This is a genomic window from Tardiphaga sp. 709 (assembly GCF_032401055.1).
GTDB lineage: Bacteria > Pseudomonadota > Alphaproteobacteria > Rhizobiales > Xanthobacteraceae > Tardiphaga.
In genome coordinates this window covers 1,915,654-1,930,539 of the sequence record NZ_CP135529.1, presented here as the reverse complement: position 1 = coordinate 1,930,539, position 14,886 = coordinate 1,915,654, and the positions used below count along the sequence as shown (strand labels likewise).

At 61.1% G+C, this 14,886-nt stretch carries 15 protein-coding genes; 10 read left to right on the top strand and 5 right to left on the bottom strand.

The window, feature by feature from the left end; all coding sequences use genetic code 11:
- The first annotated feature begins 73 nt into the window (after window positions 1–73).
- The 4 genes from RSO67_RS09680 to RSO67_RS09665 are packed head-to-tail and all read left to right on the top strand — an operon-like array spanning window position 74 to window position 3,914.
- Window positions 74–859, top strand: coding sequence for an ABC transporter ATP-binding protein (locus RSO67_RS09680; protein WP_315843305.1), 786 nt, complete (start codon window positions 74–76; stop codon window positions 857–859).
- A 13-nt stretch (window positions 860–872) separates the two neighbouring features.
- Window positions 873–1,775, top strand: a complete 903-nt coding sequence (locus RSO67_RS09675; protein WP_315844211.1) for an ABC transporter permease — start codon at window positions 873–875, stop codon at window positions 1,773–1,775.
- On the top strand, window positions 1,772–2,902 hold the full coding sequence (locus RSO67_RS09670) for an ABC transporter permease (protein ID WP_410001827.1): 1,131 nt from the start codon (window positions 1,772–1,774) through the stop codon (window positions 2,900–2,902). The genes RSO67_RS09675 and RSO67_RS09670 overlap by 4 nt, the downstream gene beginning before the upstream one ends.
- Before the next feature lie 31 nt (window positions 2,903–2,933).
- Window positions 2,934–3,914, top strand: coding sequence for an ABC transporter substrate-binding protein (locus tag RSO67_RS09665; RefSeq protein WP_315843304.1), 981 nt, complete (start codon window positions 2,934–2,936; stop codon window positions 3,912–3,914).
- Between the two features lie 7 nt (window positions 3,915–3,921).
- On the opposite strand, the gene RSO67_RS09660 is transcribed toward RSO67_RS09665, so the two are convergent.
- Complete coding sequence (locus RSO67_RS09660) at window positions 3,922–4,833, bottom strand: LysR family transcriptional regulator (RefSeq protein WP_315843303.1); 912 nt, start codon at window positions 4,831–4,833, stop codon at window positions 3,922–3,924.
- Between the two features lie 199 nt (window positions 4,834–5,032).
- On the opposite strand from RSO67_RS09660, the gene RSO67_RS09655 reads away from it, so the two are divergent.
- The 4 genes from RSO67_RS09655 (at window position 5,033) to RSO67_RS09640 (ending at window position 8,722) form a co-directional block, all read left to right on the top strand.
- On the top strand, window positions 5,033–6,367 hold the full coding sequence (locus tag RSO67_RS09655; RefSeq protein ID WP_315843302.1) for an acyclic terpene utilization AtuA family protein: 1,335 nt from the start codon (window positions 5,033–5,035) through the stop codon (window positions 6,365–6,367).
- Window positions 6,368–6,369: 2 nt separating this feature from the next.
- Window positions 6,370–6,699, top strand: a complete 330-nt coding sequence (locus RSO67_RS09650; RefSeq protein WP_315843301.1) for a hypothetical protein — start codon at window positions 6,370–6,372, stop codon at window positions 6,697–6,699.
- Between the two features lie 62 nt (window positions 6,700–6,761).
- Complete coding sequence (locus RSO67_RS09645) at window positions 6,762–7,988, top strand: ABC transporter substrate-binding protein (protein WP_315843300.1); 1,227 nt, start codon at window positions 6,762–6,764, stop codon at window positions 7,986–7,988.
- 374 nt (window positions 7,989–8,362) lie between these two features.
- Entirely contained in the window at window positions 8,363–8,722 is a 360-nt protein-coding gene (locus RSO67_RS09640) for a hypothetical protein (protein ID WP_315843299.1), read from the top strand.
- A 21-nt stretch (window positions 8,723–8,743) separates the two neighbouring features.
- On the opposite strand, the gene RSO67_RS09635 is transcribed toward RSO67_RS09640, so the two are convergent.
- From RSO67_RS09635 to RSO67_RS09625, 3 genes are all read right to left on the bottom strand, one after another.
- On the bottom strand, window positions 8,744–9,223 hold the full coding sequence (locus RSO67_RS09635; RefSeq protein ID WP_315843298.1) for a hypothetical protein: 480 nt from the start codon (window positions 9,221–9,223) through the stop codon (window positions 8,744–8,746).
- A 93-nt stretch (window positions 9,224–9,316) separates the two neighbouring features.
- Complete coding sequence (locus RSO67_RS09630) at window positions 9,317–9,688, bottom strand: YqjD family protein (protein ID WP_175368300.1); 372 nt, start codon at window positions 9,686–9,688, stop codon at window positions 9,317–9,319.
- A gap of 75 nt (window positions 9,689–9,763) precedes the next feature.
- Entirely contained in the window at window positions 9,764–10,873 is a 1,110-nt protein-coding gene (locus RSO67_RS09625; RefSeq protein WP_315843297.1) for an AI-2E family transporter, read from the bottom strand.
- A gap of 235 nt (window positions 10,874–11,108) precedes the next feature.
- Between RSO67_RS09625 and RSO67_RS09620 the strand changes: the two genes are divergently transcribed.
- On the top strand, window positions 11,109–11,900 hold the full coding sequence (locus RSO67_RS09620; protein WP_315843296.1) for a L,D-transpeptidase: 792 nt from the start codon (window positions 11,109–11,111) through the stop codon (window positions 11,898–11,900).
- Window positions 11,901–11,939: 39 nt separating this feature from the next.
- Complete coding sequence (locus tag RSO67_RS09615; protein WP_315843295.1) at window positions 11,940–12,572, top strand: DUF2865 domain-containing protein; 633 nt, start codon at window positions 11,940–11,942, stop codon at window positions 12,570–12,572.
- A gap of 24 nt (window positions 12,573–12,596) precedes the next feature.
- Here RSO67_RS09615 and RSO67_RS09610 read toward each other — a convergent pair whose 3' ends face one another.
- A complete protein-coding gene (locus RSO67_RS09610; RefSeq protein WP_315843294.1) occupies window positions 12,597–14,690 on the bottom strand; it encodes a methyl-accepting chemotaxis protein in 2,094 nt (697 codons plus the stop codon).
- Window positions 14,691–14,886 lie beyond the last annotated feature (196 nt).

The window sequence follows — 14,886 nt, the reverse complement described above, 5'->3', positions numbered from 1 at the left end:
CGTGACCCTTCTGGTCGAACCGGTGCGCATGAACTCAACTGCCGACGCTGAACCTCACATTTATCAAGCCAACGTGACACGTACCATCGCGGTCGACGTCAGCAAGGTATCGCTCACCTTCGATACGGCCGACGGCAAGGTCGAAGCGCTATCCAATGTTGATCTGCAAGTCAGTGGTGGGGAGTTTGTCTCCTTCATTGGTCCCTCCGGCTGCGGCAAGACCACGCTGCTGCGTGTGATCGCGGACCTGCAGCAACCAAGCTCTGGCAGCGTCACTGTCAATGGCATGAGCGCCGAGCAGGCGCGGCTCGGGCGCAATTACGGTTATGTATTTCAGGCGCCCGCATTGTTTCCCTGGCGCAGCATCGAGGCCAACCTCAAGCTGCCGCTGGAATTGATGGGCTTCTCGCCGACCGAACAGAAACAGCGCGCAGCGCGTTATCTGGAGCTGGTCAATCTCACCGGCTTCGAGCGGAAATTTCCCTGGCAGCTCTCGGGCGGCATGCAGCAGCGCGTCTCGATCGCGCGCGCGCTGTCGTTCGATCCGGAATTGCTCTTGATGGACGAGCCGTTCGGCGCACTGGACGAGATCGTCAGGGATCATCTCAACGAACAGTTGCTGCAATTGTGGGCCAAGACCCGCAAGACCGTGCTGTTCGTGACGCATTCGATTCCCGAAGCGGTGTTTCTTTCCACCAAGATCGTGGTGATGTCGCCGCGGCCGGGCCGTATCACTGATATTATCGACTGCAATTTCCGGCGCGAGCGCACGCTGGAAATCCGCGAGACACCGGAATTCATGGCCATCGCGCAGCGCGTGCGCACGGGGCTGCGGGCCGGGCACTCCTATGACGAGTAGTACGGTGGATACCATGCCGGTCACGCGTGAGGCATGGCGCACGCATCCGCTGGTAAAGCGTAGCACGCCGCTGGTGGCCATTGTCGCAGTGCTGATCGTCGTCTGGTACATCGGCGCCGTGCTGATGAACCTGTCGCTTGTGCGCGGCGGATTCGAGCGCGAGGAAGCGCCTTACACGACGATGGAATTGCTGGAAGGCACCATGAGCGCGGAGCGGCCGTTGCTGCCGGCGCCGCATCAGGTGGTCGGTGCTTTCATCGACGGCGTGTTCGGCTATGCGCCGACGGCGCCGCGTAGCCTCGTCTATCATTCCATGGTGACGCTGTCGGCGACGCTGCTCGGCTTCGCGCTCGGGGCACTGCTCGGCATCGTGCTGGCGCTCGCCATCGTGCACAGCCGCGTGCTGGAGCGCAGCCTGATGCCGTGGATCATCTGCTCGCAGATGGTGCCCATATTGGCGCTGGCGCCGATCTTCATTGTGGTGCTCGGTGCTATCGGCCTACAGGGCCTGCTGCCGAAATCGATCATTTCGGCCTATTTGAGTTTCTTCCCGATCACGATAGGCATGGTGAAGGGCTTTACCTCACCCGATCCGATGCAGATGGATCTGATGCGGACATGGTCGGCGACATCTAGGCAGGTGCTGTCGAAACTGCGCTGGCCTTCGGCGGTGCCCTATCTCTTTGCCAGCCTCAAGGTTGCCATCACCATTTCGCTCATCGGCGCCATCGTCGCGGAATTGCCGACCGGCGCGGAAGCCGGCATCGGCGCGCGCCTGCTAGCCGGCTCCTATTATGGCCAAACCATCCAGATCTGGTCTGCGCTGGTTGCCGCTGCTGTTTTGGCTTCTGGTTTGATCGCCATCGTCGGCTATGCCGAACGCAAGGTGGCGCAGCGGATGGGGGCGCGGTCATGAACCGTCGCCAGATCCGCCTAGGCTTCATCATGTCGGCGGTGTGCGTGCTGATCACGCTGATGTTGCCGCTGCCGCTGGCCGGCACGCCCGTCGCAGCACTGATGGCGCGGCCGCTGACCTTCCTGCTCACCGGCGTGATCGTGCTGGTCTTCGCTTTCGCTGCCGGCTTTCGCGGCCTTCCGGCCATCGTGATCGGCTTGGTCGGCGCAGGCATCACGGCGGACATGACGTTGACGCTGTTGCGCGATCCCTTGATTGCTGGCGATGCCGCGTCAGGCTTCTGGGTGGTGGTGATCGGCGTCTGGCTGGCGTCATGGATCTCCGTCGTTGCGCTGGCCGGACTGAGGCCGCGCAGCAGTATATTCCGTAAGGCTATCGATCTTGCCATCCCGCTGCTGTTTGGTGCGGCCGTGTTCTATCTCTGGGAGGTCGTGGTGCGCGGCGCCGGCGTGCCGCCGGTGCTGCTGCCGTCGCCGAGCGCTGCCGCTACGAAATTCATGGCGTCGCTGCCGATATTGGGCGCGGATTTCGTGCAGACCTTCATCCGTGGTGTGCTGATCGGCTATGCCATCGGCTGCGGCGCCGGGCTTCTGGTGGCGATCCTCGCGCATCGCTTTGAATTTCTCGGCCGCGGGCTGCTACCCTTGGGTAACTTCTTCTCGGCACTGCCGCTGGTTGGCGTCGCGCCGATCATGGTCATGTGGTTCGGCTTTGACTGGCCATCGAAGGCTGCCGTGGTGGCGCTGGTAACGTTCTTCCCGATGCTGGTGAATGCGTTGGCCGGTCTGCAAGCTGCCGGCGATATCGAGCGTGACCTGATGCGCTCCTATGGCGCAAGCTATGCCCAGACTCTCATCAAGTTGTATCTGCCTGCTGCATTACCTTTCATCTTCAACGCGCTGAAGATCAATGCCACACTGGCCCTGATCGGTGCCATCGTCGCGGAATTCTTCGGCACGCCGACGCAAGGCATCGGCTTTCGAATTTCCACCGAAGCCGGGCGCATGGCGCTCGATATGGTGTGGGCGGAGATCGCGCTCGCCGCGATCGCGGGAATGGCATTTTATGGACTTGTTGCGCTCGCCGAGCGCGTGACGACGTTTTGGCATCCATCGATGCGGACCTAGTTCGGCAGGTTCGCCAATTCTGGAGTTGAGCATGAAGAAGATCATGGCATTCGGCGCAGCGATGGCTCTCTCGCTCGGCTCCGCGCAAGCGGCGGACAAGGTCACCATCCAGCTCAAATGGGTCGCACAGGCCCAGTTCGCCGGCTACTTCGTCGCCAAGGAGAAGGGCTTCTACAAGGACGCCGGGCTCGACGTGACGATCAAGCCGGGCGGTCCCGACGTCGCCCCACCGCAAGTGATCGCGGGCGGCGGTGCCGATGTGGTGGTGGACTGGATGCCCTCGGCGCTGGCTTCGCGCGAGAAGGGCGTGCCGCTGGTCAATATCTCGCAGACCTTCAAGAAGTCCGGGCTCGAACTCACCTGCCGCGCCGAGACCGGCATCAAGAAGCCGACCGATCTGAAGGGCAAAGTCACCGGCGTCTGGTATGGCGGCAACGAATATCCGTTCCTCTCCTGGATGTCGAAGCTGGGCTACAAGACCGATGGTTCGCCGGCCGGCGTCAAGATCATCAAGCAGGGCTTCAATGTCGATCCGCTGCTGCAGAAGCAGGCCGATTGCGTCTCCACCATGGCCTATAACGAATACTGGCAGGTGATCGATGGCGGCTACAAGCCGAGTCAGCTCACCGTGTTCAAATATGAGGACGAGGGCGTCGCCACGCTGGAGGATGGTCTCTGGGTGCTCGACAAGAACCTCAAGGATCCCGCCTTCGTCGCCAAGATGGCGAAGTTCGTGAAGGCGTCGATGAGGGGCTGGGACTATGCCAAGGCCAATCCCGACGAAGCCGTGAAGATCATCCTGGCTGGCGACTCCACGGGCGCCAAGACTGCCAAAGACCAGAAGCGCATGATGACCGAGGTCAGCAAGTTGCTCGGCGATGCCAATGGTAAGCTCGACGTCAAGGACTATGACCGCACGGTCGCGACGTTGATGTCCGGCGGATCGGATCCGGTGATCACCAAGAAGCCGGAAGGCGCCTACAGCTTCGCCGTCTATGACGCGATGAAGTGATAGCGCGTCAGCGGCGCGCGAAGAGTGGCTGCGCGCCGATCGATTTTGCGAGGTGATCGCCAAAGGCTTCGCTGATCGGCGGCAGCGTGCGGCCGGCTTTCTTGATGATGGTGATGGCCCGCGAGAAATCCGCGACGTCGATCTGCCGCGAGCGCAGGTCCGGCTCAGCGCCGATCTCGCGTGCGGAGCCTGGCAGGATGGTGATGCCCAGGCCGGCGCGGACCATGGCGATGGCCGTCATCATATAGGTCGCTTCGCAGGTCGGCTGCGCGATGTGTCCCGCGGTCAGGAAGGCGCTGTCGACGACCGCGCGGACGCTGGTCGCGGGATCCATCAGCACCAGCGGATATTTCATCAGATCGTCGATGGTGACCTTGCGGATTCCGCCGATCGGGTGCTTCGCCGGAAACACCACATGCATGCGGTCGCGCACTTCGAGCAGCACGTCCACATCGTGGCCGGTGATGCTGCCGCCCATGATGCCGAGATCGACCTCTTCTGAGCGGACTAGGTCAAGGACGCGGTTGGCAATCACGTCCTTCAGGACAAAAGACGCGCCTGGCTGCAATTCACGAAACGATTTGATGGCTTCGGGCAGGGCGCCGGCGGCTACGGAGGGAAGCGCCGCGATCCGGACGACGCCCCGGCGCTTGGCCGCGATATCGCGCGTATCCACGACGACGGCATCGAGATCGCGGATCATGCGCTGAAACACCGGCAGCAGTTCGCGGCCGACCCGCGTCAGTTCGACGGAGCGGGTGTTGCGATCGAACAGTTTCACCTCGAGGGTTTCTTCGAGGCGCCTGATCTGAACCGTCAGCGTCGGCTGCGCCAGATGCAGCAACTCCGCGGCGCGGGTGAAGCTGCCGGTTTGGGCGACGACGACGAAAGACCGGATCTGCCGGAGATTCACATCCATAGGGAATTTCTATCAATGGGATAGAATTAATTCAATTGAATAGGAGGAAGCTTCTGGCTTCAATGCCCGAAAGCGACATGCGCATGATCGCCTGCTCAGGCCCGTGACATGTCCTTCAAAAGAGATCGGGAGATAGACATGCAGCGGTCGCGTTTTTCGCGATGTGACTGCAGGCAAGTCTGATCCAGGGAGACTGCTCGTGCGCACCATCAGGATCGGATCCGGTGCCGGCTATTCGGGGGACCGGATCGAACCGGCGATCGAACTCGCCGAAAGCGGCAACCTCGATTATCTCGTCTTCGAGTGCCTTGCAGAACGCACCATTGCGCTTGCCCAGCAGGAACGCCTGAAAGATCCGCAAGGCGGTTTTGACCCTTTGCTTGCCGACCGCATGAAGGCGGTGCTGTCCATCTGCCGAAAGAATGGCGTCAAGATCGTCACCAATATGGGGGCGGCAGATCCCGTCGCGGCGGCGCAGGCAACGCGTGACATCGCCAAGGCGCTTGGTCTGACTGGCCTCAAGGTCGCAGCCGTGACCGGTGACGATGTGCTGGAGCAGGCTCGCGCGTCCGACGTCGCGCTGGACGAAGGCGGTTCCGTCAAAGCTCTCGGTAACCGCGTGATCTCAGCTAATGCCTATACGGGCGCAGCCCCCATCGCCGAAGCACTTGCCGGCGGCGCCGATGTCGTCATCACCGGCCGCGCGGCTGACCCGGCGCTGTTTCTCGGGCCGCTGGTGCATGAATTCGGCTGGGCGATGGATGACTGGGATTTGCTCGGCAAGGGCACCATGGTCGGCCATCTCCTGGAATGTGCCGGCCAGATCACCGGCGGCTATTTCGCCGATCCCGGCGTGAAGGATGTGCAGGGCCTCGCGCGGCTTGGTTTCCCGATCGGCGAGGTGCGCGAGGATGGCGATCTCGTCGTCACTAAGGTCGCGGGCTCGGGCGGCCAGATCACGCGAGCGACGGTGACCGAACAACTGCTCTACGAAATTCATGATCCGACCCGCTATTACCAGCCGGATGTGGTTGCCGATTTCTCGCAGGTGCGTGTCGAGGAGGTTGGTCCGGACCGCATCCATGTCACCGGCGGGAGTGGCACGCCGAAGACTGGCCTGCTGAAGACGTCAGTCGGCTATCTCGACAGCTATATCGGCGAAGGCGAAATCTCCTATGCTGGTGCCAATGCCGTGGCGCGCGGGCGTCTGGCGCTTGAGATTGTACGCGAACGCCTCACGCTCACCGGCGTGAAAATGACGGAGAGCCGGTTCGACCTGATCGGCGTCAATGCGCTGCATGGTGACGCCCTGGCCGAAGGCCGCGATCCCTATGAAGTCCGCATCCGCGTCGCGGGGCGTACCGACTCTCTCGCAGAGGCCGTGAAGATCGGCAATGAGGTCGAGACGCTTTACACCAACGGGCCTGCCGGTGGCGGCGGGGCCTGGAAATCGGCGCGCGAAATCGTCGGCGTCGCTTCGGCCTTGCTGCCCGAAGCTGTCGTGACGTCATCAGTCACATTCATGGAGGCGTGACCATGAAACTCCATGAGATCGCGCATTCACGCAGCGGCGATAAGGGCGACACGTCCAACATTTCCGTCATCGCTTTCGATATGGGTGACTTCGCGTTTCTGGCCGAGCATGTGACTGCCGATTGCGTCGTGGACCATTTCGGCGACACCATCACCGGCACCGTCATGCGCTATGAACTGCCGGCGCTTGGCGCGCTGAACTTCGTGCTGACGGGCGCGCTTGGTGGCGGTGTCGTGCGATCGCTCGCGCTGGATACGCACGGGAAATCATTCAGCTCTGCGCTGCTTGAATTCGAGCTGCCCGACAAAGGATCGTCATTCGGCTCGCCATGATCTTCGTCACAACAGGACGATGATACTTTCATACCAAAAAACCAAAAACGGGAGGACTATTGATGAAGCGACGTACATTCCTGGCTGGCCTCGGTGCAACCGGCGTCAGCGCTGCAGTTTTTTCTCCGGCGATCGTTCGTGCCGCTGCGGATGCTCCACTGAAGTTTGGTGTGCTGTCCGACATGACGGGTCTGTTCGCCGACAATGGCGGGCAGGGCTCGGTAGCTGCGGCGCAGCTCGCGATCGAGGAATGCGGCGGCAAGGTGCTCGGCAAGGCGATAGAGCTGATCCAGGCCGACCATCTCAACAAGCCCGATGTCGGCGGCAATATTGCGCGCCAGTGGTATGATCAGGAAGGCGTCGACGTCATTCTTGACGTGCCGGTGTCCTCTGTTTGCATCGCCGTGCAGACCTTCGCCAAGGACCGCAACAAGATGTTTATCACGTCGGCCGGCGGCTCGGCGGATCTCAGCGGCAAGTTTTGCTCGCCGAACTTCATTCAGTGGACCTACAATACTTACGCGCTGGCCAATGTCGCCGGCAAGGCGATGCTTCAGCGGGGTGGCGACACATGGTTCTTCGTTGTTGCGGATTATGCCTTTGGCCAGGCGCTCGAGCGTGACGTAACGGAAGTTGCCGTGAAGGGCGGCGGCAAGGCGCTTGGCCGTGCGCCGCATCCGATCAACACGGCAGATTTTTCCTCGCAGCTTCTGACGGCCAAGTCGTCAGGCGCCAAGGTCATCGCCATCGCCAATGCCGGCAGTGACACGCAGAATGCCATCAAGCAGGCAGAAGAGTTCGGTTTGATGGGCGGTGATCAGAAGATGATTGCGCTCTTGATCGACGTGAATGACATCCGCAGCGTCGGATTGAAGAGCGCGCAAGGCCTGCTGGTGACATCCGGCTTCTACTGGAACATGGACGACCGCACGCGTGCATTCTCCAAGCGCTACGCTGCAAAGATGGGCAAGCCGCCGAGCATGATGCAGGCCGGTGTCTATTCCTCGACGCTGAACTACATCAAGTCGGTGGAGGCCGCGAATACCAAGGATCCTGCCGCCGTGGTCAAGGATCTGCAGGGGCGTACCTTTGACGATGCCTTCCTGCGTAACGGAAAGCTGCGTCCGGACAATCTGATGGTCCACGACATGTATCTCGCCGAGGTCAAGAAGCCTGCCGAGGTCACCGATAGCTATGACGTGTTCAGGATCCTCGCCACGGTGAAGGGGGAGGATGCATTCTCGCCGCTCTCGGCGAGTGCATGCCCAATGGTGATGAGCAAGAAGTAAGCCGAGCAGATAACTCTATGAACCGAGCGTCGCGGGCAGCAAAATACCTCTGCCCGCGATTCTTTGAAGGGTGAGAGAGCCTTACCTATCCCCCAAAAGAATGCGGGGTGCAGCTGGCATCACCACAGCTACACCCCGCGTCGCCGGTCAATTGGGGCAGGGAACGACCGGCTGCCAGGATGACGCCCGCCGATCAAAACCGTTCCCGGCGCCTCGAAATATTTAACACACGGTTAAGTGATCGCCGTTCTTGAACCTAGAGCCTTGACGCACGTTCCTATTACGGACGCGTCGCAACGACGTCGCGCAGGGCAGGCGAGGCTCACATGTCAAAGGTATCCAGCTTGGTCTTGGGAATGGTCGCCGGAGCGACCATGTTCGGCGCCATCCAGTATGCTTCCGGCAATGATCTGCGGGGCACGTTGACCGATTCAGACAAGGCTGCGTCCAGCGGCGTCAACCGGGCTGCCAAGGGCGACCGGGCATCACTAATTACCACACAGAACGAGCAGAGCCAGACTCTCTCGTTCCGCATTCAGGGTCTGTCGGATACGTCCGTCCTTCTGCGGATGGGCGTCGCGCCCGTGGTGGCTCCAACCAAGAATGAAGCCATCAATATCCGCCCTCTCCCCATGAATGCCAAACCGCAGCGTGCGGCGGTGGGCTGCGAACCGCCGGTGAGTGTGCTCAGCGAGATGGCAAAGATGCTGCAGCCGGGGCGCTGCGTGACCTGATCTTCACGCTGACAATTTAAATCAATCGTCGGCGACCTCATCGGGGTCGCCGGTTTCATTCGTATCATCATCTGCCGCTGCGCTGCTGCGATTGGCCATATAGCCAAGTGCGACGCCGGCCAGGGCTAGCAGCGGAATAACCTTCTTGAGGCCGAGCGTGCGCGCGATCTGGATGCCGGTGGCCACCAGCATCGGATCGATCAGCGGCGCATTCGCAGCAGCTCTGGCCGCTGCGCGCGCTGCGGCTGCTGCGCGCTCGCGAGCCTGCTTCTGCTTGGTCGCATAGACCTGTGCGAAGATCGCCGCGATGACCAAAAAGATGCCGGCGATGGTGAGGCAGGCCTCAATGACGCCGTAGCGCTGCATCACCGCGATAAAAGCCGCAACACACAGGAAGCACAGCGCCACGAAACCAGCAAAGCCCGCCAGTGCCATGAGCGATGTCATGCGCAGGCTGTTGCCTGTGCTGTTCTTCAGATCGTCGATGATACCCTTCAGCATGGAAGCCCCCCGAACCCGAACTCTAAAATACAAAGAAAACTGACGGCACCCTCGGGCACCGCCAGCCATCACATCTCAATTCTGCGCATGTGCTCAGCGGCGCCAGGCCATCCCGATCAGTACGCCGAGGCCGAGCGCCAGTCCGACGGCGGCCAATGGGCGCTGGGTGATGCTGTCCTCCAGCGTTTCCTCCAGTGAATAGGCTGCGTCATGCGCAGCATCATAGGCCGCGCTGCCGCGCTCCCGCATGTCGGACATCATGTCTTCGGCGTCGGCACGGGCTTGCTTGACGCCGCGGCGGGCTTGTTTAGTAGCTTGGCCGGTAAAGGCATTAAGCGCGTCGGTGATCTGTTCAGTCAGGGCTGCAACATCGTTTTTCACGGCGGTGAGATCCTTCTGAAGGCGGCTATAGGTTGCTTTGTCGGTCAGTTTCTTGAGTTCATCCAGGCCATCGATATCCGCCATGCGAAGCTCCCCTGATACTGAAAATCCAATGCAGAAACGCCCGGTTGGACCGTAGGTTCCATCAGTAGAGCTGGATTAATCCGGCGGCAACTGCGGCGAATTGATCGGCATCAAATGCTCTTTCAAGATCAGCCCGACGATCAGGATCGGCGCCGCCAGGAAGCCGCCCATCGGGCCCCAGAGCCAGGTCCAGAACGCCAGCCCGATGAACACCGCCAGCGCGTTGAGTTGCAATTTGCGTCCAATGATCGTGGGCGTGATGAAGTGGCCTTCCATGAAGGTGAGGCCGACGAACAGCAGCGGCGCGATCATGCCTGCGGCGATCGTCTCGGACGAAATGATGCCGACCGCGACCAGGATGACGAACATGGCGACAGGGCCGATGATCGGGAAGAAGTTGAGCGTGGCTGCCAGCGCGCCGAGGCCGGCCGGGTTGGGCATACCGGTGGCCGCGCAGATCACGCCGGTGGCAATGCCGACTCCGAAATTGATCATAGTGACCATCAGCAGATATTCGCCAAGGCTGGTCTCTATGGCATTGAGAATGCGCAGCGTCCGCAGCCGCCATTCGTGATCGGCGAAGTTCATGACCAGCGCGCGGCGCAGATCTTTCCAGCTTGCGATGAACAGCACCAGCGTGGCGAAGAACAGCAGGAATTCGGTGAGGGTTGGCGACAGGAATTCGACGGTTGGCTGCACCCAGTCGATCTTGGGCAATTCGAACTTTGTTGTCGCAAGCGTTTCGGCACTGCCGAACATGCTCTGTATCTGGTGCCAGAGCGCCAGCGGTCGGTCAAAGACATGCAGCTTGTTCTTGAGCAGCGAACCTAATTCGGGGAGCCGCGTCGTCCATTCCATCAGCGGGGATGAAATAAGCCCTACGATGAAGGCAAGCCCGGCGCACACCAATATAACGATCAGGACTGCCGAGACGGATCGCGGAATGCGGCGCTTTTCGAGAAAGCTCGCTGCGGGCGACAGCATGGTGCCAATGATGAAGGCTGTCACGATTGGCAGGAAGAATGCCTTGGCGACATAGAGCACCGTAATCACGGTGATCACCAGCAGCGATACCAGCGTGAAAGCAACCACCTCGGCACGGCGGAACGCCGGCGGCTGCTCGATCTTGCTCTCGGGCACCGGCGTGCCTGCAGGCTTTTCGGGGAGCGCGCGTACTTCACTCATGAGCTGTCCCGACATGCCGCCACTTGTTCGCGCAGACCGCATCCGCGCGTCAGACCGCCGACATGCGATCGGGCTCTACAACACGACCATACCGCAAAAGTTCCATCGCGATTTCGTGATGGTTCCTTGGTTGACAAATCATTCGGTGAACAGCGGCTGGGAGGGAACCGCGAGGCTTCGGCGCAGTTGGTTGCGGTCATCACGACGATGACGCGTCGCCAAACGGGGCAGTCACATGTCACAGGCATCATCTGGAAACCGCACGCTTTCGCTGCGTCTCACAAGGGCGCTCGTTGCTACAGCCGCTCTGATCGTAGCTTCGCCATTCATCTCGAGCGCATCGGCGCAGGTAATGAACTATGGACCGGCTGCGCTAAGCGCGTTTCCACCGGACGACGACGTGATGGCTGCGCCGCGGGTGCGGGAGAACATGGATGTTGCTCTTCCCGAGCGTCTGCGCCGCGCTGAAGTCAGCTATATGACCCGCGAAGCGCCGGGCACGGTGATCATCGATACGGGCAATACCCAGCTCTATTATGTGCTCGGCAACAACCGCGCCATCCGCTATGGCGTCGGTGTTGGCCGCGAAGGATTCACCTGGTCCGGCACACAGACCGTCACACGCAAGGCGGAATGGCCGGATTGGCATCCGCCGCAGGAAATGATTGCGCGCCAGCCCTATCTGCCGCGCTTCATGGCTGGTGGCCCCGGCAACCCGCTCGGTGCCCGTGCGATGTATCTTGGCTCCAGCGCCTATCGCATCCATGGCACCAATGATCCGTCAACCATCGGCAAGTTCGTGTCGTCGGGTTGTATCCGCCTGACCAATGAAGATGTGCAGGACCTTTTCAGCCGCGTCAGCGTTGGGACCAAGGTTGTGGTGCTACCGAAGTCGGTTGCCCCACGCTATGAGGCGCGCGTGGCTCCAGCGCCGCGCAGCGTCACATCGATCTCGGTTCGCCCTGCCGACGCTCAGCAGGCTCCGGGCCGTCAGGCAATGAACCTTTCGGCGTCGTCGCTCTACTGAGAGTCGATCATTCCGCTTTGATACCGCGTTGGAGGCCCCATGGCCCGATTTCCAGGACAACGGATGGCTCTCGGCGCGGTTGCGGCGATTGTCATGCTCGGTGCCGCCCCAGCGCAGGCACAGGATTTCTTCTCGGCATTGTTCGGCGGGATAGCGCGTGGTCGCGGCCCGGATGTCTCGCTGCCTTTTGGCAATGAAGGTCCACCGGTGCAGGAGCAGCGCGCTCGTGCAGCAAGCGGCGGGCGTCAGGCTTTTTGCGTGCGCACGTGCGATGGGCGTTACTTCCCGATATCAGCGACCGACGGTCAGAGCCGCGCGGCGTCGTGCAATAATTTCTGTCCGGCGAGCGATACCAAGGTTGTTTACGGCAGCAGTATCGACACAGCTGCGACTGAGAGCGGTAAACCCTATTCCGAGCTGCCGAATGCATTCAAGTACCGCACCGAACTGGTGGCCGGTTGCACCTGCAACGGTAAGGACCAGATCGGTTTGGCACCGGTGAAGCTCGAGAACGATCCGACCTTGCGCAAGGGCGATATCGTCGCCGGTGCCGACGGATTGATGGTCACGGGCCGCGGCGCTGACAAACGCGGCGCATCGCTGAACATGTCGCCGGTGTCGCCGTCGCTGCAGGCGAAGTATGAGCGCATGCCGGTCGTGGCGCGGGAATAATCCGCGCCACGTGATCGATTGCGCTTAGGCCGCTCGGATCTTGCCGAGGAAGTCCGTCACCTGAATGCCGAGTTGGCGTGTTTGCGTCGCCAGCGTCTCTGATGCCACCTTCACATCCTGAGCGGCTTCACCGGCCGCGTCCGCATCAGCGCTGACGCCGCTGATATTGTCGGACACGTTGCGGGTGCCATCGGCCGCCTGTTGGGTGCTACGGGTGATTTCCTGCGTCGCCGCGCCCTGTTCTTCGACCGCAGCCGCAATCGCGGTGGCGACTTCATTCACTTCGCCGATAATGCCGCCGATCGACTTGATGGCTTCGATGGCCTCATTGGCGACCTTCTGGATATCCGCGATCTGTTCGGAAATATCCTCGGTCGCCTTCGCCGTCTGGCTGGCCAGCGACTTCACTTCGGACGCAACGACCGCAAAGCCCCGGCCGGCTTCGCCCGCGCGCGCTGCTTCGATGGTGGCATTGAGTGCCAGCAGATTGGTCTGAGAGGCGATGTCGTTGATGAGGCCGACGACTTCGCCGATCCGGTTCGCTGTCTGGGCGAGGCCTTGAACGGTATTGTCGGTCTGCTGTGCTTGGCTGACGGCGCGGCTGGCGATGCCGGCTGCGTGTGATGCCTGGCGGCTGATGTCGTTGATCGAGGCACTCAGCTCCTCGGCCGCGGCGGCAACGTTCTGCACATTCACTGAGGCTTCGCCGGAGGCGCGCGCAGCATCCTGCACGCGGGCATTGGTCTGGCTGGATACGGCGGCCATGCCGTCGGATGTCATATTCATTTGGTCCGAGGCGCTGCCAAGGGCGCCCAGCGTGTCGCGCATCTGGATCTCGAACATGCCGATATACTGTTCGACAGCCTGCTGGCGCTGGCTGGCATTGGCATTCCGATGGCGTTCCTGCGCCTCGATCTCGGCTTTTTCCATCGCCTGTTTCTTGAAGGTCCCCAATGCGCCGGCCAAGGCGCCGATTTCGTCCTGGCGGTCGCTATAGCCGGCATCGACGGTGAGATCGCCGCCGGCCACTTTCAGCATCGCGTCGCGGATCGTGAGCAGTGGCGTGGTCACACGGCGCGTGATGGTGACTATGGCGCCCACGGCCAGCAGGATTGCGGTACCCAGCAGCACCAGTTGCAAGATCAGCGAGCGTTGCGCGACGGACCATTGCGCGATGCTGTGGTTCTTGGCCTCGTCAAGCGCGCGTTCGGCGACGACTACGGCCGTGCTCATCCTGTCGACGGTGAGCGGTGTCCAGGCCGTCGCCGGCATTTCGGGTTTCTCGCCGGTTGCGACCGCCTGAATCAGACGGTCGCGCAGCGCCAGATATTGTGGGTCGAAATAGGACGCCTTCGCTGCAGCGAGGGCCGAGACAAGACCCTGCGGCAATTCAGTACCCGACGATGCGATGTCCAGGGCATTCCATCCGGTCTCGATGCCGCCCGTCAGCTTCACATAGCTCCGCTGCAGTTCCGGCGAGATCTTGTTGACCGCGAGTGCGTTGGACACAATGACGGAGGCGTCGCCCGATGTGTTGCGCATCAGCCAAGCCATCTGTTTGATCGACAGCAACTGATCGATCACCGGATCGTTGTGGGTTACGGCGGCGGTGAGAGCGGAGGAGACTTTTTCGAGCATGGCCAGAACGGAATCGACATTGTCCTGGAATTCCTTGGCAAGGCCCGCGCGGCGCGAGGCCTTCGGCTTGCTCATCTGGTCCCAGGATTCGGTCTGCAACGCGATCAATGCCTGCATCAGCCGGTTAAACTCGGGCACCAGCGTCGCCTTGCCGGGGAAGTCGGCGGTGACCAGCAATTCTCCTGCCGTTTTCATTGCCGGCATTTCGGCGCCGCGGATACGGCGCAGATAAGCCTCAGTATCGGGCTGGATCACGACATCGGCGTTCAACGTGCGGAACGTCGTGGACCGGTCAGTGCGCAGATTGTGCATTGCCTTGAACACATGGCCGGATGCCTCGGCGATCGTCGACATGCGCCCCGCGACGTTGAGGCGCCCATATGATTCCCACGCGCTGAGAACGAGGAATGTGACGACACAGACCGCCATGACGGCGATCACGGACTTGAGCAATGCGGAAACGGTCAATCGATGAAGCACAATGAATCCCCCAAAAAATATTTCGGTATTTAAGGCTGCAATTGGTAAATATTCACGTTCATGCTCGTCTTGATGAATGTGTTTATAATAAATCTACTTGAGGTAGAATATTGTCGTGCCCGGCGACGCTTCAACGAAAAAGCCCCGACGATGCTGGGGCTTTTGATACTTGTCAGCGCTTGATGACGTGACTGAT